Genomic DNA, 23,492 nt, shown 5'->3' with positions numbered 1-23,492 from the left:
GACTTCTTAAGAATTTAACAATTAATATTTAATGCAACGTATAGCGTATCCTAAAGTAAATCCTCCTTCTGTTTGCAAAAGGCTACTACTTTCACTGGCATTTAGATTGAATCGTCCTAATCCTTCACCGTAAGTCGTTGAAGACAAATAGAATACATGGGCTTTTATTCCATCTGGAGCCAAAGTTCCGTCTCCATTTCCATATCCTATGCCATAAGCAGAGAAACCGGAGATATTAGTCCCCCCCTTATAGTCATACCAGACATTCCAGTTTTCACCAAAACCCGTAACCTTCAGCTTACTTCCAACATCTACCGTATTTGTCCCTGACAGATAACTAACTAACGAACTCCATTTTTCATTGGAAGGAATAGTAAAACCTTCCGGAGAAATAGCATCAGCAAAGGCACCGCTCAAATATCCACATGCGACGGCATTATATAAAAATCCTGCATCCGGGTTTTCCGGTGAACTAGATTCCCTATAAGCAGCAGTAGTCTTCCATGCATCAGCTCCTGTTATGCCCGTTGCAATGTCACTTCCATTGGCTAGTTTTGTAGTCTTCAGGTTATATTGCATCCAATATTGTGTTCCTATTTTTACTATACCATAATTATTGCCACTGGCATCTGTTGCATAATAAGGCGCAGTGGTTAACGTTTCATCACTAAGTGCTTCTACTGCTTTTATCTCACCGGAATTGCTAATAGATAAGAACTGGGCAGGAGCGGCCTTTGTACCAGCAATATAACTGGATATAGAATTAGCCGATTTGTCAAAGGCCACACTTCCATTATGAATGGGTTCTGAACTTACGTTAAAGACTTCGGTTGGCATATCCTCTTCATATACCTGATCCAAAACAGAAACTACAAATCCGCGAGTTAAATCAGCACTATTGCCTACCATTGGATATACGACGATAGCCTGTTTGTCAATATTGCCAGAAGAACATAAGTACTCGCGACAGATTTCACCTACCTGCGTATTTCCATCCATCAATTTATATACAAAAGTCTTATCTGTCCCTGTAAAGGTAGGAACAGTGAAGGTTTTAGGCTTTGCTTCCGGTGCTGGGGCAGCATCTTGTTTTACACGTATACGACTTCTTGCATCATTTAGTTTCACTGTTAATGTGGTAGAACGCTCTTGTTGGTCTACATTTTCATCCACTACAATTTTTACTGAATTATTTGCTGTGGATACATGGGCCCATGTTTCATCTCCAGTAGTGACTGAAGCCACAAAAGTATTTTCACTTGCCGTTACATTGATTGTTTTAGCCTCTCCTTCGTAAGTGAAAATCAAATCATCTTGCGGTACAGATAAAATCGTTTCGTCATCAGTAGCATATTCATCATTATCATCATCACAAGCAACAAATGCAGTTGTGATGAACAAAAGGCATAAAATCGAAAATAAATCTTTAAAATGTTTCATAATATAAGTATTGTTAAGTGAGTAATCTGTTATTTTTCACCTCTGATATGTTGTCTTTTCACAACAATGTCGGCAAACCAATTATATAAATCATTGTCTTCTTTATAGGAAGAAGTTGCCAGGTCATAAACCATGCAGTCTCCAATATAATAAGCTAATGGAATATCATAGAGTGCTCCATATTTTTCATAGGCTTCCATGTACTCATGTAGTCTATCCGCTCTATAGTCCGGGCTTTTCTTTAGTGCTCGTTCATCAAACTCGACTTCCAGATACATCCCTTTTTCTTTGGCAAATTCACAAACTGTCTTCAGGTGCATCGAATCTGGTTTTTGCTCATAAAAGAAATAGTTGGGTTGCTGGTAAGCTACATCAAATTTTAGTTCTTTCCATTCTCCATGCCCATCCGACCCCCAATATGGAATCCAATAGAATTTATAACCCAATGAACGCATATATGCGCCTATTTCATTCAAAATTGTCCGGCTATTGGTGGCTTCTTCCGCTATCCAATAGAACCCATCCAGAGATATATTTTCGAATTGAGCCTTCTTAAAGCGGTCTATCGCATAGTCAATATACCATTTACAAGCATTTATACGATCTGCCTCATTAGAGAAATCAAGCTGCCTACCGTTAAGCTCTCCCCAATCTTTTTGGTTAGGGACAGGCTCTGGCAATGTCAGAACAACCTTACGCGCATGCCGGGGAGCTCCTATTTCTTTTTTTACATCGTCAATACAGCTTTCAATAGCATCCAAAGCTTTACCTTTCTGAAAATACTTATCGCACAAGCCTTTCCATTCACTTTTCCTAGCGGACATGGGCTCATAATAGGAAGCAAAACTACGCCCTTTTCCATCCTTGAATTCTAAAAATAAGAAGCCGTCAAACATCCAATGTAAATCACCTTTTTTATCTCTGTAGGCAACATTTTTCATACATTGTTCTTCATTCCATTCTGTCTGGCGATGTGCACCTCCATAGTACATCAGTACCATATCGGCTATAACACCATTTTCTTTTATGATTGGTTTCTTTCTACTGCTGGCACAAGAAATAGCCAGCAGTGTCAAGAAAGAAAACATAACCAAACTTTTGTTCATATAGCCCATATTTATTTCTCTCCTCTAGCCTTTTGCCTTTTAGAAATCATGGTACACAATTCATTATACAAAGCTCGGTCTTCTTCGTATATAGAGCTTTTTAAGGAATACACCATGCAGTCACTTTGATAATAAGCTATAGGGAAAGATTTGATAATTCCATAAGAATCAAAAGCGCGTAAATAATCACGTAATCTGTCAGCCCGGTAATCTTGACTGTTCTTTTTCAATGCTCTTTCATCAAATTCCATTTCCAGAGCCATATTCTTACTTTTCGCATAGCTAATGACTCTGTCGAAATAGCTTGTATAATCAGGCTTTTGAGCGGGAAAGAAGTAATTTGGTTGTAGGAAAGCAGCATCAAATTTCATACTTTCCCATTCTCCCATACCATCAGTGCCCCAATAAGGAATCCAATAGAATTTTAGATTTTTTGATTTTATATAGTCTGCAACTTGAGGAAGATAGTGCCGATTATCCGTTAATTGTTCTGCTACGAAATAAATGCCATCCAAAGATAAATAATTTAAATTGGCTTCATTAAACTTCTGAATAATGTAATCAACATACCATGAGCATGCGCTGACACAATCAAGTGTTAACGAAAAGTCCATAGCTCTTCCTGATATTTCTCCCCAATCTTTCTGGTCTTTATATGCAGCAGGCATACTGATTATAAGCCTGCGCTTATATTTAGGAGCCCCTAAACGCGTAGCCGACTTTGACAGGATAGAATTTAAGCGAGCGATAGGACCGTCTGCCGCAAAATATTTGTCAACCAATCCCTGCCATTCGGTTTTCCGAGCTCCTAATCCGCCCAGGCCATTTTCAAAATTGCGACCCTCTCCTGTATGTGTTTCCAAAAACAAGAAAGAATCAAAAAGCCAGTTCTCTTTTCCTGCTGGGTCTGTATAAGTGACATTTGCCTGCAATTCTTCTTCTGTCCACCTGGTAGCGCGATGAGAACCACCATAATATAGTAGTGATATATCGTGTACAGGTCCATTCTGCATCACTCCGCCACCTATAGATTCCGGGAGATAGTTTCCAACAATGAGATACCGATAATCTTCACCCTTATATTCCAAATAAATAGGAATAATTTCTGTCAAGTCAAATGTGTTAGAAGTAGAAGATGGAGATTTCATCGTAACGCCAGACGCCAATTCAAGTTCCACAGGAATAGCTGTAGGTGTGCTCCCTATTGGAAAATCAATAGATATTTTATTCATTTCGTTATCAATCCGAATGCTAGTAGGACGCAAATCCCCTCCCACTGTGACCCCGGTAACAAAATCGGTAAAATAGTCATGTTTCACTTCCTCCTTATCATCATCTGTACAAGACAAGAATAAAGGAAATAGAGCTAATAGTAATATTATATTTTTCATAAATAATGTGTTCTATCAATTTATTATTTTAAAAGTATACTTTTGTATAAGTAGAGATACCTATTCTAATATGGGAATTAAAATCATTCTGGAAGAAGTCTCATTCACATCCACATTTCCATCAACATGCAACTTCAGTGGCAATACATACTTTTTTTCACCTCTTTGCTGATATCGTTTTATTATATCACCATCAAAAGTAATCAAGCTTTTATACGACACAGTGGAAGTCGAAAAGTCAAAATTTGTTTTGGAAATAGAATAGCATACATCAGGTATGATTTCAAAAGATGTATTTTCCTCCTCGTTGTAAACTTTTAGCGTCTCTTCGTCCACTTCTATCGAAACGTTTGCCGTTTGTTCACCAATACCCGATTTATACACTGTCACTGTATAATCGGCAAAGTCTCTATAATTTACATATACTTCCTGAACTCCGGACTGGACCAGATATACTTTATCTTTCACCATCCCATCCATTCTATTGTCTTCACAAGCTATAAAAAATGATATACTTGTTACGACCATAATTATTTTAATGATTAAATTTTTCATAACTATATCTTGTTTTAGTTCCAGCCTTCATTTTGGGTAAAGTTCTTCATTTCATTCAGTTGGGTTTGGGCAATAGGGAATAAATGATGTTTTCTTTCGAAAACAATGGGTTGACAAATTTTCGAGGTACGTACCCAAGAACTTTCATAATCAGTTGCCAGCAGATTCAAACCATAACGCAAACCGTTCGCTTCTTTATCAGCTACCATCCATGTACGTAGGTCATAATAACGCAGTCCTTCAAAAGCCAGTTCAACCATTCGTTCCTGACGAATCCATTTGCGCAGCTCTTCCTTACTGTCGACCACTGCCGGATATGCATTTTCCAGTTTACCTAATCCAGCTCTTTCGCGTATCTTGTTTATATATACTAAAGCTTCTTTGGCATCTCTGGCAGGCTTTTCATTGCATGCTTCCGCATAATTCAAATAAATTTCAGCCAAACGCAAATAACTCCACGTGAAAGAACCCCATGTGTTTTTACGAGTATCAATATTAGGATCTGTAAATTTAGTAAATACAAAACCTGTTTTTACATAATCACCGCTGCTATGGGCATAGGATGAAGTACCTCCTGTGAAGAAAGTTACAGGGGCATACTGTTCTTTAGTTCCATCCGGATGGATCCAATACATTCCATTAAAAAATATAGATGCGTAAAAACGTCCGTCTCTTCCTTTCATGCTATTATGTACTTTAATACCTTTGTCTCTATGAGTAGGATGCAGCCAACCGTCAGTGAAACCATTTGCTTCGTAACCTGATTTATCATCTATAATCGGGGAACCGTCTGCTTTATATCCTGTGACTGGATATCTGCCTGAAGCCATCATAGGGTATGCATCGACCAATTTCATGGTGGGAGTATAACCACCCAAGCCCACTCCAAATACTCTTGGGGGAACAACCCGTTGATTCCATACCTCACCATCTTTATAATATCTGGCAATAATTAATTCTTCATTCCATTTCTCGGTAAATACTTCTCGATAGGAATTCATCGCTTTAAGTACAGGGTCTGTTTCCGTCTTGTTAAAATGGAGTTTGTAAACATCCAGATCAATAACCATTTTTGCAGCTTCGGCAGCTTTCGTCCACTTATTCAAATCCTCACCTTGAGGGAAGATTGGTTTACCTTCATGATTGACCATTCCTCTGCCATATCCAATACTACCTCCCCCGTTGAATAAAGGGCGAGCGGCAAAGAGCAAAACTCGGGAACGCATACCTAATGCAGCCCCTTTGGTCATACGGCCCATCCAGGTAGTAGGATCTTGGATTGTTTTAGGTAAAATCTGTGCTGCATCATACATCTCTTTTTCGATAAAGCTTACGCACTCATCAACCGTGTTTCTATCTATTACTTCTGATTTAATGGCTAAATCTGCTATTTGATCATACCAAAGATATATGGGACCATATTGTTTGAATAAATTGAAGTAATAATAAGCTCTAAGAAAACGGGCCTCCGCTTTCATAACTTCCCTTTCTTCTCCCGTCAGCTCTTTGCATTCATCAATATGGGCAATAAATGTAGTCGCTTGATTAATTGCTACATAGTATTTTGACCAAGGATTAAATTTAGGTGTCCATTCACCTCTTACTCCTGTTGTCGACTGATTGTAACTTCCACTATTGACCAATTCATAGTCCATCTTTTCCCAAGAAAAATAAGCATCATCAGCGCAAGGGACAAAAGACTGATCGTATGCATTAATCTCTTCTGGTATATAACCGTAAAGTCCTGCCAGAAAGCGTTCTGTTGTAGGACGTTTGCTGAAAACTTCTTCTATTGTCATCTGATCATTAAAATTATGTTCTAAATAATCAGAACAAGAAAATAAACCTAATGACAAAAAAGCAATTATGATATATCTTAGTTTCTTCATAATATATTAGAAATTAAAGTTTAAACCAATATTAAATACACGCATATTAGGATATGATGAACCTTGTGAATTATCAATTTCCGGATCCCACAATTTAAATTTGGAGAATGTCAACAGATTCGTACCTGATACATAAAACCGTACGAGAGATATTCCCATCTTGTGGCACACTTCTTTGGGCAGCGTATAACCAATTTCTGCGCTTTTCAAACGCATAAAACTTTTGTCCACCTGATTGTGGGTTGAGGGTGCTTTATTGTTTTCACTACCACTGATTGCCAATCTCGGATATTTGGCATTAGGACGGTCGGGTCTCCAATAATTCAACGCAACATCTTGATAAACATTCGAGAATAACTGATTCGTATCAGACATATCGATTGTTTCACCACCTATGAATCCGGTAACATTGCCAATACCTTGAAAGAAGAATGCGACATCAAAATCTTTATAACTAATATTGGCACCAAAACCATAGTTTATTTCCGGAATGGCCGTGCGCCCTATTGCTACATAATCATCAGTATCAACAATGCCGTCTCCATTAATATCTTTGTATTTTAAATCTCCTACTCTCGGGTTACCAATTTGTTTAGGGCTATTTTGTATTTCTGACTCCGTTCTGAAATATCCCAATGCTATATAGCCAAACTGTTGATTCCAGGGCTTACCTATTACATCTTTATATGGGTAGTTCGCTGAAGGTTGATCATCATACAATTTTTTATTTCTATTGTATGTGAAATTACCTCTCACTGAAATATTCCAATCTTTATTGATAGTTTTATAATATTCTAAAGAGGCATCAACACCTTTATTCTCCATCTCTCCTAAATTAAGGTATGGATTAACATTTACACCTACTACTGACGGAACAGCACCCCGTTCAATAAAAATACCAGAGCGACGTTCATGGAAATAATCAACATTCAATTTTAATGAATTATATAGTTCCAACTCAACACCTATATTCATTTTCTTTGCTTCTTCCCAAGAAACATAGGGGTTACCCGGATATCCCGTACCTATACCAGAAATCGGATTTCCACCTGTAGTTCCGAAAGTATAGCCATTCACATCCGCCATTTCCGAATTAAAGGCAAATCGTCTGTTTCCACCAATCTGATCATTACCTATAATACCATAAGAACCTTTAAATTTCAGAACACTGACAATATGAGAGATTGGTTCCCAAAAAGCTTCATTACTGATCATATATCCGATAGCAGCCGACGGGAAAAAACCAAATCGTTTTTTAGGGGCAAAATTTTCTGAACCATTGTAACCAAAGTTTCCTTCAATAAAGTAACGGTCCTTATATGAATAGGTGACACGTCCTGCAATACCTTGATTCCTATATGGTAATGACATTATGTATGAATCCGGAAAGTTATCTGTTTTTTCTCTCATGTTGAATAAGAATAATCCCCCCACACGATGTGCGTTAGCAAAAAGATTTTCGTATGTTAGTGAAGCTTCCAGATAGGTTGTCCGATTTCCTTTATTATCTTTATATAACACCAAGTAATCATTCCCATCATTATTTTTCGTATACATCAGGTTTCCATCCTCATTACGTCCGGTAGCATAGTAAGTAGATGGATTTTTGGACCGATTCAGATGAGCATAATTATATGCATCCCATGAAAACTTTATATTGGCTTTTAACCCTTTAATCCACGGACTGAAGTCTTGTGTCAATCCAATCAAAGATTGAGCATTATTCGTGAATAATTCATTGTATCCATTGAGATTCAACAAATTATATGGATTATCGCCAATAGTAGGACGCGCCACAGTCCCATCACTATACTTTTTGGGGATAGCAATAGGTATTGTTTTAAACGTGTATATCCATAAGCTAGCATTATTATTAGGCTGCTTCTTCACATCGTATTGATTGGACAGATTGATGTTCAATACCGTATTTTTGAACAAATTGATATCCAAATTTGACCTGAAGTTAAATCTGGACCAACTGGAGGCAGGATTATATCCTAACCCCTTATCCGGTCTAAATACTCCATTTTCTTTATAATAAGAACCAGCTACATAATATTTTACCTTTTCTGACCCGCCAGTTACATTTATGTTCACACGTTCACTGGTTGTCGAATTTTTATATATTTCATCCATCCAATTAATATTAGGATACAGATCGGGATCTGAACCATTCAAATACTTAGCCATGGCTTCTGGTGAGTAGAATTCTTCTCCATTCTTATTATCAGCGTATGCAAAATTATACATCTCCATGAACTCTTGCGCATTGGCCATTTTCGGCATCTTAGTGGGTTGCAGTATTGAAAATTCTGCTCGTGCGCTGATTACAGGTTTGCTTCCTTCTTTTCCTTTACGAGTAGTAATCAATACAACGCCATTAGCACCTCGCACGCCATAAATAGCCGTGGCTGTAGCATCTTTTAGAATAGAAAAGGTCTCGATATCTTCCGGATCAACCAGGTTTAAATCTCTTTCAATGCCATCCACAAGAACTAACGGACGATTATTAGCACCAAATGTACTAACGCCTCTAATCCAGAAGTCAGACCCTTCACCCGGTTCACCACTGCGCTGCACGGCAACAACACCAGCCATTTGTCCTGCTAAGACATTACTTAATTTGTTGACGGAGCGATTGATCTTACCAACCGGAAGTCCTGTAATGGCACCTATCACACTGGCTTTCCTTTGGGTACCATAACCAACTACCGTAACCTCCTTTAATTCAGACGTCAAAGGTTCCATTTTGATTGGAATATCCTTACGCCCATTTACTAGAACTACATTTTTCTGATAGCCGATGTACGAGAATTCCAGTTTTTCATCCGGCGCAACCTCGATTGAGTAATTTCCATCTATATCAGTAATTACACCCTTTGTTGATTTCACTGCTAAAATAGAAACTCCGGGAAGGGGTTGATTAAATTCGTCTAATACACGCCCCTGAACTCTAATGGTACTCTTTTGTTGCGTTTCATCAGGTGTTTCCATGGCCATCACTTGCAATGCAGGCAACAACGACAGAAAAATAATGAGTAAAACCGCTTTTGTGGAAAGATGCTTTATATCATTAAAGACTTTCCTTTTTCGATTGTCGATACATGTTCTCATATTATTACATTTATAAAAAAATTATTAGATATATTACTTCCATTTCATTTATCAAAATAGGGGTTATACTTTATGTATAGCAAATTGGCAATTCTTATAGGATCCTCTCCTGAAGATTCAGAGTATACATTTGTTTGCAATGTCCACTGGTATTCGAATTCTGTGATTAAATTATAGAAAGATTTTTCGTCTATTTCTTTTCCATGCGACATCTCATCAATAGCATATTGGGTGAAAAGTTCCCATCGTTTCCGATAATAAGAATCAGTAAGCCCTCCCCATCCTCTATTCGCATAATCATTTAATTGAGTAGCCTTCTGTCCCCAAGTGGTCAATATACAACGTGCATTTTGTTCATAATATTCTTTCTCTTTGAGATTCTTACCCCAATCGCGAGCATCTTTTATCCATTTGCCTATAGAAAAACTGGACTCACAAGACAATAATCTATCGACATCTGTAAAAAGCGTGTTCATCTTTTCTGCCCACTCTTTCATGCCTTCTATATTTTTCTGTCGATAACAAGCTGTAAATGAATCCCGAAAATCAGAGAATAGATTTCCTAAGACCTGTCTTCCTATGTTTATTACGTCAAATTTATATCCGGATGAATCCACATTTTTTGCTTCCAGGAATTTTCCCCAAATATGCCATAGTTCCTTGTTATCGTAATAGATATCAGGGTGTGTATTCCAACTGTCAGTTCCTTCAAGCATGGGACGGGCGTTCATCAACACTGCTTGTCCTGCAGTGGCGTGATGGATATATATTTTTTTATATAATTGCTGCCAAGCATCTATAATATGGCTACTTTTACTTCCTCCCCGGCATAATGCCCAATTTTTCATCCAGTCTGCATTAGTGATGGTATGACTCCAGGCCTTCTCTAATACAAATTCATACATGAATGGATTTACATCCAGCCCTTCTAAAGTAGCTCCCACTCCGGATATATTTTTTCCTCCTTCAACAAACAGCCGATTCAGCTTAGCACTAACATCATCCACGTGACCTGCCAACATCGAATTTCCACCAAAATTGCCCAAGTAACACCAAATGTATGGCTTTCCATAATATTGCTGTGTCTCTCTCCAAATCTCAACGCTATCGCAATAGTAATCCAGTAAAATTAGTTTATCATCCGGCACTGAATTTAAAAAAGCCTTAATACGAGGTTGACTCCATTTGTCTTTGCTATGATAAAACATCCACGTCATCTGTATCCAATGTGCCAAACTATCTACCTGCTCAATCGAATGGAATATTTTATCTGATACAGTACGTAAGAAGTCCTCATCCCAATTAGGAGAATCGACTTCATTAAAAGGGTCAATGCCATATATATGGTCTGTTCCATAAAGTTTAGTCTGTTTCTCCAGATATCTTTTTTGGATTTTACCGAATAAAGGATCCATCGGATCAATAAAATGACTCCGATATTTTTCATCATAACCTCCCCATTGGCTCATTTGAGTAATTGCGGCATCCGGATATAACCTTTTGAGCTCTGCGGGAACATGGCCGGAGAAAGCCGGCAACACTGGTGTCATGCCTAAAAGTCTTTCCCGATCAACAATCTGTTTCTGCAACTTTCTTTGATTCTTCAGCCAGGATAAGGGTAATGGACTTTGCCAATAGTCAACATTTGACATCCTATGCCACGGCAGATGTGCAGGTCCTGTAAAATATGACCGGATTTCTTGATCTTTTAAGCCCATTTCTTTCCATACATCATACCATATAGCTTCTTGCCCGGTGATAGCAAGCGGTGTGTTCACTCCATTTAATGCCATCCAATCAATTAAGCGTTCCCAGTCCTTCCATTTCCAATAAGGCATTGAATATCCAAATGTGCAATAGTTCAGAAAAAATCTTGTTTTGCACTTTGCGAAAATGGTTATTTTATCTAACAAAACAGGTAGTTGCCGCGGCATTTCTATTTTATCGGTAGCATACCAAGACACATGTGTATGGCAATAATATTTCAGATAATGATTTAACCCTGTTGCCAATGAATTATTGTTATTCCCCGAGATTTTAATTTTATCATTGATAGATTCGATAGTAAAGAAATCATTCTCTAAGGAATCAGGCGCTAATTCAAAAGTAAAATTGCCTGAATGTTCGGGAAACAACCTATTGCACATATCTTTCATAGCCCTATTTTCAGCAAAAACAGGACTGCACCCAAATGATATTATCAGTAGTAATAGAATGTATCGCATCATTTATAGTTGTTATTGTTTATCATTTCTTCTATAACTTTATTTGCTGTCTTAGAGATATCTTTTCTGTTTGATAGTTCCCATAGCGATGTGTTTTTCTCCATTAGGAATTGAGTGCCTACAATCCAGCTTTGTATCCATCCGGTTAGCGTGCTCCATGCTCCCCAACCTGCATCAGCATTCGCAGCCCAATAATTCCAATCCTGATAATTGAAGGCTCTGAACCAAGCTCCATCCACATTTCTGAATTTGTCACTTTTTACCTGAATACGAATCAGAAAGTCTCTCATTTGATTCACTGCTTTTACATAGGTAGAATCATTGGTGGCCTTTGCCGCTTCGCATAATCCCACAAATGCAAAATTGGTTGTATACAGCATATCCGCTACAGGATCTCCATTGTCGAAAATTAAAGAGGCCTCTGTGCTGCCATACGCTTCATTGGAAGGTGAATGCCCGAATGAACTCTTAGATTCATCTCCCAGCTCTTCGCGGATACCTCCACAAGTTACTTGATTTTTAAGTAACTCATTTGTCATATAATGGAGCCATTTCAAATGTTCCTCTGTTGGTTCTACCCGGTATAACCAAGCCAATGGAAGAATCATACGAGCTCTTTCCTGCTGTATACCATTTGTCCACGACCATTGTTCAGGATAGGAAGCCATCATCATAGATAAGGCTTTTTTAGACCTTTCGAGTAACGGCTCATACTGTGTCTGATTATATAACCAAAGGTAGCAAGCCCAATTCCAAGCCTCAAAATGCGCATGAAGGTTCACTGTATTGTTATCATAGAATGACTTCCATCCTCTTTTTTGTATGTCTGTATCAAGCAATGATCCTCCTCTAAAGCCGTTAATGCCAGTCGTTCGGAAATTCCCGATAATTCCTTCGGCTATTTTCTTGTCCCATTCAGTGTCATTTAATAATGCAGATGAAGCTATGACTCCTAAAAGAAAGCGTGCATTATCGTCACCGTAATAGGTACCTTTATGCGTGTAAGCCCATCCTAATAATCCATACGAAGGAGATGCCGGATCGTTTCTTTCCGAATCCCTGTATTCCTTAAAAGAATAATCTATCAGATTGGTGGCTACCTTAGAATATTCATTATTCTCCAATAGATCTCCAGCCGCCGCAAATGCGTATGACGCCTCTCCTTGGACATCTGCTCTCATCCAATATCGATACAATTGACTTCCATCATAACGGATCTCGGACATGTGCCCTTCCAATACTCCTAAACTTCCATCACCATTTTGAAACTGATCTGGTATACTTGGGCCTATAGGCATTGTGCCATCTCCCATATATTTATCAACCCAATTCTGTTTCCATTCAGAATTCACTAGAAAATGCCCATTGTAAAACCATTCGATTCCTTTTTTTATGCTCTCGTAACCTGCATTTTCTGGCAGCACATCGCTGGGGGTATAAGAGGGGGTTATGTAAGTTATCCATGATGAGAATGTGACTGTATTCTTACTAAGTAACCACCTGAATATATATTCATACAATGATTTTATTTTTTGTTCAGGCATATATCTGTCGGATGCAAAATGACTAATGCAGGTTGTGGATACCAGAAGATGCGGAGTTCTATAATATAAAACAGGTCGGGTCTCTGTATCCTTAAGCCCATACACGGCTTTATCAAATCCTGCAACTTTGGCAGCAACAAGTATCGGATGATTGATAGAATCGCTGGTTTCTTTTAAAATACATCTATTAAAAGATAACAAGCTCATGAAAGGAAGTTCCGTGTTAATTGAATCACAGACTACAATCCGCTCTAAATTTAGTGTGTCAGACTTGCTACTATCAGTAGTTCCTATTCTTTGTGGAAATTCAACAAGAACACGCAATGATTTAGCTTCAATCAGACTTTCGTCTTCCTGACTAATGGATGTCCCTTTTACTGGATATGAATCACTTAACAAAAGGACGCCGGATTTTTCTGGAGCATTCTGCAGAGCTTCACTCACGGATGGATAAAATTTCAGAGTGTATCCTTCCTTTTCCAGAAGTTGTACTAAGTCACTGTCAGATCCTCCATAACATGTTATTTCATCTTTCATTTTACAAGATGCAAAAGTTAGGATCAGACAGCATATATATATGATTCGTATGTTTAGCATAAGTGACTTTTTTCATCAATAGAGTTTAACATTTTCCAGCATTGGTACAGTCCTCTTGGCACATGGAAACAACCTTTCCATTTCCCTCCTTTGAGTGGCAGCAACACTTCTCCTTTTCGGTTTAAGTATCCATACCATTCGGAATGCTCTTTATCTTTGAAGTGTGTCCATGTATAATTGTGTACCTTCTCAAACCATTCCATACACTGTTTATCCCCGGTCAATTGATAGCCTTTCAGCAGTGAGATAAGTGTTTCAATATGTACCCACCAAAGTTTTTGGTCCCATTCCAACTGTTGGGGAGGATAGCCATTACGGTCCATAAAATAATAGATACCTCCATATTCTTTGTCCCAACCATATTCAAGCATTGTAAGGGTTATATTCTTCGCCTTTTCTATCAATTCCGGACGGTTCAATCGTTTGCCTAAATCCATGATGAACCACATTGCCTCGATGGCGTGACCCGGAGTCACTTGGCGGCCTTCAAAGCAATCAACAAGATGACCGTCAGTGTCCACATTCTCAACAATAATTCCTCCCAGTTCCGGGCGGTGGAAAACATCCATCACCTCGTGAATGCACGTCTCCATCGTTTGTTCCAGATAATCGCCAGGCAATAAATGCTCAATCTCCAAGGCAAGGTTGCACAGAATCATCGGCAGGGCGAAATTCTTCAGATTTCTCGTCCCCGGATGCAGCTTGTTCCACTTGCCTTTAGGATTATCCACCTTGGAAAGGATAATATCGAAAGTTTTCCTGGCAATGTCTGCATATTCCTGATTACCTGTCGCAAGACTCAATTGTCCGAAAGCCATGGCAGCGAATGTATACGAAAAGATATTGTATGGTTCTACCAATGGTCTACCCGAACGGTCAAGTGAAAAGTACCAGTTATAGTCTCCATCATGTCCGTATCTTTTTAAAAATTCACCACCTTGAACGGCACAATCAAGCCATTCCTTACGTTTTTCCACTTTATTGTAAAGCATAGAGAACATCCACACTTCGCGGCCTTGCAGCCAGATAAATTTATCTGTATCGAAAACTTTTCCTTCACGATCCAGACAGGTGAAGTAGCCACCATACTCATGGTCTTGTGAGTTCTCAAGCCAGAAAGGAAGAACATTATCCAAGAGTTCATCCTTGTATTGAATTGCCAGTTTCTTAAAATCCATACATCTTTTATTATTAAGTTATTAAGGTCTTTTTGTTTTACTATTCCGAACGGGTCCAATATCTTTCAATCTCCTCCAGCGACTTCCCAGTGGTCTCCGGCACGAGTTTCCAGACAATCAGCATATACGGTACGCACATAACGGCAAACAGGAAGAATGTTCCGGCGGGGGTAAGGTTCTGGAGCATCCAGGGGGTCAACTGTCCGATCAGGTACGTTCCGATCCACAGAGCGAATCCTGCTATCGACATGGCCAGTCCGCGAACCTTGGTGGGATACATCTCCGAGAGGAGCACGAACACCACGGCACAGATAGACACGGCACAGCAGAATACATAGAACAGGAAGAAAATGAGCAGGAAGAGGCTGGATACTCCCAGAGAATCTCCGAAGAGGAAGTACAGGCCGATGAGAATCAGAGAAACAACCATTCCCGAAACTCCGTAATAAACCAGCTTCTTGCGGCCCACCTTATCGATGATGACAAGAGCCAGAACCGTGGTCAAAGTATTGACTAGTCCTACCAGAACTTGGTAAAAAAGAGAATCTCCTCCTGAAAGTCCTGCGTTTTCAAAGATAGAAGGGCCATAATAAAGTACTGCGTTCACACCCATAAACTGTCCTAAAATCGCAATACACACACCGATAATAACAGCTTTGAAAATTCCAGGCTTCATCAATAAAGACCATTCCGATTTTGTTTCAGAGGTCAGCACAGATTTCGTTTCATTTAATTGACTTTTCGCTTCTGTAATCGAATTATATATTTTCTCTAATATATTTACAGCTTTCAATTCCTTTCCACGTACGATTAACCAGCGGGGACTTTCCGGAATAAAAAATATGATAATGAAGAATAAGATTGCCGGCAATGTTTCCATACCCAACATACCTCTCCATACTTCAGTTATAAATATTTTATTCAACCAATCCACACTTAATTGCGTACCACTCTCCGCCCATGCCAATAATTGATAGTTAACTAAATAAGCTCCCAAAAAACCAACTGTTACAGCCAACTGATACAATGACACCAAACGTCCTCTATACTGCGCTACAGCTAGTTCTGATATATAAAGAGGAGAAACAATGGACACAACCCCTATTCCTACTCCACCTATAATCCGATAAACTACCAATTGGGCAAAATCGGCTGATAGAGCACATCCTAGAGCTGATGTGGAAAACAACACAGCTGATATAACCATCGTAAGTTTTCTTCCTAACTTATCGCTTAAGATTCCAGCAAAAAGAACACCTACGATAGAGCCTACTAAAGCACATCCTACATACCATCCCTGTTGTAGTGCATCTAATTGAAAAAGTTGAGTCACTTGGGCAATTGTTCCCGATATAACTGCGGTATCATATCCGAACAAGAAGCCTCCCAATGCTGCCACAACAGAAAGGAATATAAGATAACCAAAATTGATTGTAGACTTCATAACATTTATTTTATTTCAAAATATTCTTTATATCTGTCATATAAATGACCAGCTTGTAGATAGGCTGATTGCGGACTCATAAAATGAGAAAATTCAAAAGTAATAGCCTTATCATATCCGGCACGTTTAGCTGCTTCCAACTTCATCCGAAGTTTATCAAACTTAATGGGTAGAAAACGAATTGGCATATCACGGTCAAAAGATTCGGCATTTGTCCAACATTGCATACCATACTTATCTGCTAATTTTTTATTGACAGAAAAGAACGCATCCAATTCGTCATAATCAATATGCCCATCTTGAAATGCACATGCATCTACCACCTCATGAATTCCATCAAAAATTTCATCCCATTCTTTTTCGTGTTGTTGTACAGAAACGGCATCTTCTTTAGTCATTTTTGTCGTTCCCATGATTGCTTTTTTTCCATCAATCCAAGGCGATATAAAAGTCGGTAATCCATTAGATATATCCTTACATTGTTTTCCTAATGCATGGAAAGCACCAATCGCTCCTTTCGTTGCCCGGCTTATTTCACCACTGATATACCATCCTCCAAAACTTTTATACTTGGAACCATAATTTTCCCAAACTTCATCAATTACATATTTGTTATCTTCCACTTCCCAGGTCATATCTCCTGTGTCCCAGTATTTACCCGAATCGTATAGTCCAAAATAGAATTTCATTCCATACTTTTCAGCTAAACGTAAAAACATATCCACCAAGTCAACGGAAGGCATATAACAACCTTTCTTCAATAAATAAGGAGAAGGAAAAGTGACAAACTTACGATAACCAGAACGGATCATTATTACCGTATCAATTCCTATATTTTTCATGTGCTGAAAATCCAAGTCCCATTCTTTCTCACCCCAGTTCTGATGTGGAATATCATGTGATATTTCATCCAAAAAAGTTCCGGTAATTTTTAAGCCATTGTTTTTAGGAACAATGAGTTTACTTTCCAAACCATCAGTTGCCACTACTGTACTGGCACTAGCTTTTGAAGTACAAGATTCAAACAAAGTTGGTACAGTCAAGGCTGACGCGCTAGCCAATGTGGCTTTTTTTAGAAAGTCTCTTCGATCTAATGTTTTCATATTAGTTTAATTAAAACAGCAGTTAACACTTATATTATTATTACCTATTGAATATACTGTCCTGTAATATCTACTTTTTTATTATTGAAAGGATCTAATATCTGATCAATCAAAATAGCCATTTCACTTCGTAGGATGCCTCGATTCATATCAAAGTCCTTCAATTCAAATTCATTCCATATCTCTTCTACCCTACCCTCTTTCATCTCAAAACCTTCTTTTTCGGCAATTCCTCTTATTAACTCTGTAGCTTTCTGAATTGATATGGTATTATTACCTTCGAATATTTGCTTATTGACAAAAGGATAAACATCACCCAATCCTTTCAACTCATTTGCCAATAATAATGTATCCGCTCTGAACCACATTTGATTTGACCAGTCAACACTTTTACCTATACCTTTTAATATACCTGTAGAGCCGATACGTTGTAGTGACTTAAACATTGGGTGATCTAACTCAACATCTAAATAAGGCAATAAATATCCTTTTCCATCCAAAATCGCATTTTGTACTTCCCGAACAGATACTTCTCTTATATTTTTATCTTCTTTCACCGCAAGAGCTGCTAATGCTCCCGCTGCCTGCCCGATCTGCATAACCATCGGCTGCAAACGAGTGGTACCATTAATTATATTAGAAACAGATATTGATTTTTCAGCAACAATCAATCCTTCAACATCTTTCGGAATCAAAGTTCCTAAAGGTAAACCGTATGACGGTATCGGATGAAAATAAAGATTAGGCAACTCTTCATATCCATGATAACGCGTATGATGATGGTCCACAGGATAATTCCCCACGGCAATACAAGTACGATAAAGAGGTTGAGACTGCCTGAACGGTTCACAAGCATGATTTAAATCAAAACGTACTAGCCCATGGATTCTCCTAGACTCTCTATGGTAAGGAATAAATGGCAATTTGTCGGCTGTAGGATATTCATCATCAGCTAAGCCCAATGTATTAAAACCTAATTCATGTTGCAGAAAATAAACGAAACACATCGTATAATGTTTTGCATATTTCAAGGCTTCTTCACGTTCCTCACGGGTCATTTCAATCAAGTTTACATAATAATCATTGCCTTCTATCGGCCAATTAATCATGTATTTATTATTAGGAAGTTTTCCATAAGTTATCATCATGTCTTTAGACCATACACGATCCGGTTCTTTAGGCGTGATACAAACATGACTGGCACAAGCACAAGCAAATTCATCCTTATTATATCCTTCAGGACAAGGAATAGTCACATCTTTACCATAATCTTTCAAGATTGCTACGTATGTAATATCCTGAACTATATTATTTTTCTCTTCCGGAGCGATATCTTCTTTAGTATCATGACGGCTTTCCATACCGACATCATATTTCACCCCGCACATTTTTGCTATATCCCCCAATTCAGTACCATCAATCAATATTTTAGCATGTATTTTTTTGATTGTATTATCTTTCATCTGAATTTGAGCAATCCAAACATCTTTCTCTCTTTCCAGCTTTACCAAGGTAGCATTATGCCATACTTTTAGATTTTTCTCTACATCAACCATTTCATGGAAAATTTTATTTCCGACTGAAGGTTCAAACAACACTGCACTCACCCAACCGGTTTTTAGAGAATCAAGTCCGCCATAATAATCTGCCAAATGTTCGCGAAACTCACCAAACAAGCCTGCTGGCAAATCATAGTTTCCGTCAACAGCACTTACGCCTGCAGATGTAAGCATTCCACCCAGCCATTCAGTTTCTTCTACTATCAATGTTGCAGCCCCCATTCGAGCAGACTGAATACCAGCAGTCACTCCACTGGCACCTCCACCAATAATTAGCACATCAACAGAATCATCTGAATGAGAGCATGCTGTAAAACACAAAGCAAATAATAAACACAGACCTAAAAAATAGTTTCTCATACTAAATTCATTTAAGGATATAGAGTTTTATTAATAATATCACGGCACAAATATAACTATATTTATTAAACAAACAATAGATAATAAAATATTTTATTAATAAAATCATTATTTCTCGCATTATTAATTAATAGAAGGAGGAATTACCTCACAAATCATCTTCTTTCATTTATTATATCCACAATCATCCATAGCTACATTATCCTATATATAAATCCATTACATAGTATATAGGAAATATAACATTCAAGATATTCTAATTTTCAAGGCTTCAAAACCACGTATTAATAAAAAAATTAATTATCTTTGTGTGAATTACCAAATATGCATAGTTATGAACCAACAATTCTTGAAAGAAATAGAAAAGGGCTCTAAAAGCGCTCTCGTCAAAAAGAGGATTATTACACATTATATATATAATGGAAGTTCTACAATTCCCGTTCTTTCAAAAGAGCTGGATTTAAGTGTACCAACTGTCACCAAATTTATCGGTGAAATGTGTGATGACGGATATATTAATGATTATGGCAAATTGGAGACTAGTGGCGGACGCCATCCCAACCTCTATGGGCTTAATCCGGAATCCGGTTACTTTTTGGGTGTAGACATCAAAAGATTCGCCGTCAACATCGGACTGATAAATTTCAAAGGCGATATGGTAGAATTGAAAATGAATATACCTTATAAGTTTGAGAACTCAATCGAAGGGATGAATGAGTTATGCAAGCATATTCTCAATTTTATAAAGAAGCTCACTATTAATAAAGAGAAGATCTTAAATATTAATGTAAATGTGTCGGGACGTGTAAATCCTGAATCAGGGTATAGCTTCAGTCAATTCAATTTTGAGGAAAGGCCGTTGGCGGATGTATTATCCGAAAAATTGGGATATAAAGTAACCATTGATAATGACACGCGTGCCATGACTTATGGCGAATATATGCAAGGCTGCGTAAAAGGAGAAAAAGATATCATTTTTGTGAATGTAAGCTGGGGAGTAGGTATCGGAATTATTATTGATGGTAAGATTTATACCGGGAAATCCGGATTCTCCGGTGAATTTGGACACATGAGTGCTTATGATAATGAGATAATCTGCCATTGCGGAAAAAAAGGTTGCTTGGAGACGGAAGCTTCCGGATCGGCACTTCATCGTATCTTATTAGAGCGTATTCAAAGTGGGGAAAGTTCCATTCTATCTACACGAATCGCCACAGAGGAAAACCCGATCACTCTTGATGAAATCATTGCCGCTGTGAATAAAGAAGACCTGCTTTGCATTGAAATTGTAGAAGAAATCGGACAGAAACTAGGCAAACAGATTGCCGGGCTAATCAATATCTTCAACCCGGAACTGGTCATTATAGGTGGAACTTTATCTTTAACCGGTGATTATATCACCCAGCCCATAAAAACAGCCGTACGCAAGTACTCTCTAAATCTGGTTAATAAAGATTCAGCCATCATCACATCTAAGCTGAAAGACAAAGCCGGCATCGTTGGCGCTTGTATGCTCGCACGCAGCAGAATGTTTGAAAGCTAGTTTTATCTTCTACGTTGGGAGAAAAAGTTATCTATAAAGCGAACGATATAGACTACGGCTACTCCGGCAACCACTAAAACAATAATACGACTCAACATAGATTACATTTTTATATTTCACATCTATTACATACGCAGGATTTCCCTTTTAAAATAAGAATAGGGAATCCTGTAAAAATTAGAACGCTGATTATTAATTAATAATCAGCGTTCTAATTTGAGAGCCGCTAGCCAGACTTGAACTGGCGACCTACGCGTTACGAATGCGTTGCTCTACCAACTGAGCTATAGCGGCGTTTGTCTCTCGTTTACGGCGTGCAAAATTACAGCTTTATTTGAGAAAACAAAAAGAATCCGATTATTTTTTGAGCATAATTTTTAAATCAACTTTTGTTGACGTAATCTAGAACTTTTCTTTGCGTTCAAATTTCCCGTCCTCGGTATAGTACTTCCATGTACCCTTCGGTTTATTATTTGCATACTTTCCACGAAGCTTCAATGTCCCATCTTCATAATATTCACGGTAACGACCGTGACGTTTTCCTTCCTTTACTTCCACTTCACTCTTCAACGCTCCCTCCGAATAAAACTCCCTCAAAACGTTTCCTTCAAACTTTTCGACATAGAAACGCTTCAATTCGCTCATCTGTTCTTTTTCAGTTTCAGCATCTTCGTTCATTTCCTCATCATCTTCATCGGTAGCAACGGCAACAACCTCCTCCGGTTGATATGGACTGTAATCCATCACATATTGCAAAGAAGCTGACCGTCCATCTCCTATAACCTGCATAGTCCAGTAAGGAAACGAATACAGAATATCTTTATTGGATTGTATTTCATTCCATGTGGCAGGATTCATCATAGGTTTCAGTTGGGAATAAAACTTGTGCACATCCGTATATAAGAAAATGGTAGAACTTGACTTTAAATAGGAAAGCGCATTTTCAAATCCCGGATTATTTTTCAATAAATTCTTCTGCTCGTAATCTTCCACAAAAGAGAGCAAAGATGCAGCCTTATTACTAAAAACTACATAATCATCGACATAAGTATAATATGGCTTTTCAAATTTATCAAATAGTTTTCCAAAGAACAGGCGGAAAAAGCCTTTCATTTCGACGTAATTAATCTCGAAATCTTTATAATTAACCGTCTTTATCTTAACCGGACTGCGCCGCTTAATCTTCTTTTCTATTAATTCCATGTTCTTACGGGCATCTTTTATACTTTTAGCTCTGATAGCCAGAATTAGTTCTGGGTCATGCCCCAACAACCCCGGTTCAGATTGCGTAATAGCAAATTCTCCCGACATCCAACTCAAAAAGTTTTCTTCCAAAGATATCCCGAATAGCCCTTCAATCTTTTTCCGGGAACTTTGATAAGAATCATACAATTGTTTATTATGAACCGACATCGCATTCTCCAGCTCTTTTACAAAAGTTACCGGGTTGTTGAAACCTATATTGGTATAAAGAGCCGTCCGCCCGGACAGAATCTCATGCGCTTTCATTTTATGTTTTCCCGAATTCAATAAAGCAGTGACATAAGGATCGGCAGAATCTTTTCTCAACGTATACCCTTTCACTTCCATCCGCTCCTTATCCGTATTTAGGTAAAGTCCGGCAAAATTCATAGAATTGCTAAACAGATCAATGTATTCGTTTCTTGCCCCCAGATAAATAGACATGAATTGAGGTACGCGCGCATAATTAATAAAGACTCTGACAAGCCCCTTGCCGGAAACCAACTTCTCTGTTTCAATAAAAGACTGGTCAAGTCCGATTTTGGGTTTATTACGCGAATCAATAGCCGATTCGACAAGCCCGGACGTATAAGATCCTACCAAATGATTATCCACAAAAGCAATATAGAAAATATCCCTTGTTTCGGAATCACGCATTTCAAGGATATTAATGCCGTTATGCATCCGGTTGGTGACAGTAAAGCCACTCATGACCAATACAGTTTCCACCTGGTCTTTCAATAAATCCATTTTCGATGTTTTCTGCATATCCAGAATCAGCAGAAAATCCCACTTTGTGGCACGGGTCTTGTGAAGCGAAATAAGCATATCCCGTTCACCAACAAGCGACAACAACACTTTATTGCTTTTGACTACCGAATCGAGCTTCTCTACACTCTCCGTTACTTCCTCGAAAGATTTCGCTTTCTTCAGACATTGCCATGTTTCACTTCCACTAAACTTTTCCCAATCTTCAATCGGGGCCGATGATTGAATGATAAACGCAGCATCTTCGGGAACCAGATAGATTTGCTGAATATTACGATCAGGCGAAACAAATAAATAAACTACGGAATATACAACATATACCGCCAAAGCTAATGCAGCCACAACTAAAGTTCTCTTTACAATTTTCGAGGTACTTTTTTTCTTCTCCGGGCCTGCATATTGCTCTTCTTGCCCGCAATTTAATTCATTCATTA

14 protein-coding genes and 1 tRNA gene are annotated in these 23,492 nt (G+C 38.2%); 1 reads left to right on the top strand and 14 read right to left on the bottom strand.

The genetic code is table 11. The features are described from left to right. Nucleotides 1-21: 21 nt before the first annotated feature. Genes INE92_RS04295 through INE92_RS04240 form a run of 12 tightly spaced genes read right to left on the bottom strand, consistent with a single transcriptional unit; the run spans nucleotide 22 to nucleotide 19,505 of the window. A complete protein-coding gene (locus INE92_RS04295) occupies nucleotides 22-1,440 on the bottom strand; it encodes an FISUMP domain-containing protein (protein ID WP_134993296.1) in 1,419 nt (472 codons plus the stop codon). Between the two features lie 29 nt (nucleotides 1,441-1,469). Beyond that, on the bottom strand, nucleotides 1,470-2,546 hold the full coding sequence (locus INE92_RS04290; protein ID WP_004319062.1) for a DUF4855 domain-containing protein: 1,077 nt from the start codon (nucleotides 2,544-2,546) through the stop codon (nucleotides 1,470-1,472). A gap of 11 nt (nucleotides 2,547-2,557) precedes the next feature. Continuing rightward, on the bottom strand, nucleotides 2,558-3,937 hold the full coding sequence (locus tag INE92_RS04285) for a DUF4855 domain-containing protein (RefSeq protein WP_004319058.1): 1,380 nt from the start codon (nucleotides 3,935-3,937) through the stop codon (nucleotides 2,558-2,560). Between the two features lie 60 nt (nucleotides 3,938-3,997). Continuing rightward, on the bottom strand, nucleotides 3,998-4,492 hold the full coding sequence (locus INE92_RS04280) for a DUF1735 domain-containing protein (RefSeq protein ID WP_004319047.1): 495 nt from the start codon (nucleotides 4,490-4,492) through the stop codon (nucleotides 3,998-4,000). A 14-nt stretch (nucleotides 4,493-4,506) separates the two neighbouring features. Continuing rightward, a complete protein-coding gene (locus INE92_RS04275; RefSeq protein ID WP_015532846.1) occupies nucleotides 4,507-6,381 on the bottom strand; it encodes a RagB/SusD family nutrient uptake outer membrane protein in 1,875 nt (624 codons plus the stop codon). Nucleotides 6,382-6,387: 6 nt separating this feature from the next. After that, entirely contained in the window at nucleotides 6,388-9,495 is a 3,108-nt protein-coding gene (locus INE92_RS04270; protein WP_004319044.1) for a SusC/RagA family TonB-linked outer membrane protein, read from the bottom strand. A 44-nt stretch (nucleotides 9,496-9,539) separates the two neighbouring features. Then, entirely contained in the window at nucleotides 9,540-11,720 is a 2,181-nt protein-coding gene (locus tag INE92_RS04265) for an alpha-N-acetylglucosaminidase (RefSeq protein ID WP_008022009.1), read from the bottom strand. Then, nucleotides 11,720-13,861: a hypothetical protein gene (locus INE92_RS04260; protein ID WP_004319033.1), complete on the bottom strand. Its 2,142-nt coding sequence runs from the start codon at nucleotides 13,859-13,861 to the stop codon at nucleotides 11,720-11,722. Before INE92_RS04260 ends, INE92_RS04265 begins: the two co-directional genes overlap by 1 nt. After that, a complete protein-coding gene (locus INE92_RS04255) occupies nucleotides 13,855-15,039 on the bottom strand; it encodes a n-acyl-d-glucosamine 2-epimerase (RefSeq protein WP_203462685.1) in 1,185 nt (394 codons plus the stop codon). The genes INE92_RS04260 and INE92_RS04255 overlap by 7 nt, the downstream gene beginning before the upstream one ends. Before the next feature lie 40 nt (nucleotides 15,040-15,079). Beyond that, nucleotides 15,080-16,483, bottom strand: coding sequence for a sugar porter family MFS transporter (locus INE92_RS04250; RefSeq protein WP_151935923.1), 1,404 nt, complete (start codon nucleotides 16,481-16,483; stop codon nucleotides 15,080-15,082). Between the two features lie 5 nt (nucleotides 16,484-16,488). Next, nucleotides 16,489-17,586 carry a DUF4434 domain-containing protein gene (locus tag INE92_RS04245; RefSeq protein ID WP_015531651.1) on the bottom strand — a complete coding sequence of 366 codons (1,098 nt, stop codon included), beginning with the start codon at nucleotides 17,584-17,586 and terminating at the stop codon, nucleotides 16,489-16,491. A 44-nt stretch (nucleotides 17,587-17,630) separates the two neighbouring features. After that, a complete protein-coding gene (locus tag INE92_RS04240; protein ID WP_015531650.1) occupies nucleotides 17,631-19,505 on the bottom strand; it encodes an FAD-dependent oxidoreductase in 1,875 nt (624 codons plus the stop codon). Between the two features lie 334 nt (nucleotides 19,506-19,839). On the opposite strand from INE92_RS04240, the gene INE92_RS04235 reads away from it, so the two are divergent. After that, the gene (locus tag INE92_RS04235) at nucleotides 19,840-21,048 is read left to right on the top strand and encodes an ROK family transcriptional regulator (RefSeq protein WP_212701963.1); all 1,209 of its coding nucleotides are present in this window, start codon (nucleotides 19,840-19,842) and stop codon (nucleotides 21,046-21,048) included. Nucleotides 21,049-21,269: 221 nt separating this feature from the next. Here INE92_RS04235 and INE92_RS04230 read toward each other — a convergent pair. Continuing rightward, nucleotides 21,270-21,342, bottom strand: a tRNA-Thr gene (locus INE92_RS04230). 108 nt (nucleotides 21,343-21,450) lie between these two features. Beyond that, complete coding sequence (locus INE92_RS04225; protein ID WP_008644111.1) at nucleotides 21,451-23,490, bottom strand: DUF3352 domain-containing protein; 2,040 nt, start codon at nucleotides 23,488-23,490, stop codon at nucleotides 21,451-21,453. Nucleotides 23,491-23,492: the final 2 nt, after the last annotated feature.

It is taken from the genome of Bacteroides xylanisolvens, from assembly GCF_018289135.1.
Taxonomy (GTDB): Bacteria; Bacteroidota; Bacteroidia; order Bacteroidales; family Bacteroidaceae; genus Bacteroides; species Bacteroides xylanisolvens.
This window is presented reverse-complemented; position numbering and strand designations above follow the sequence as displayed.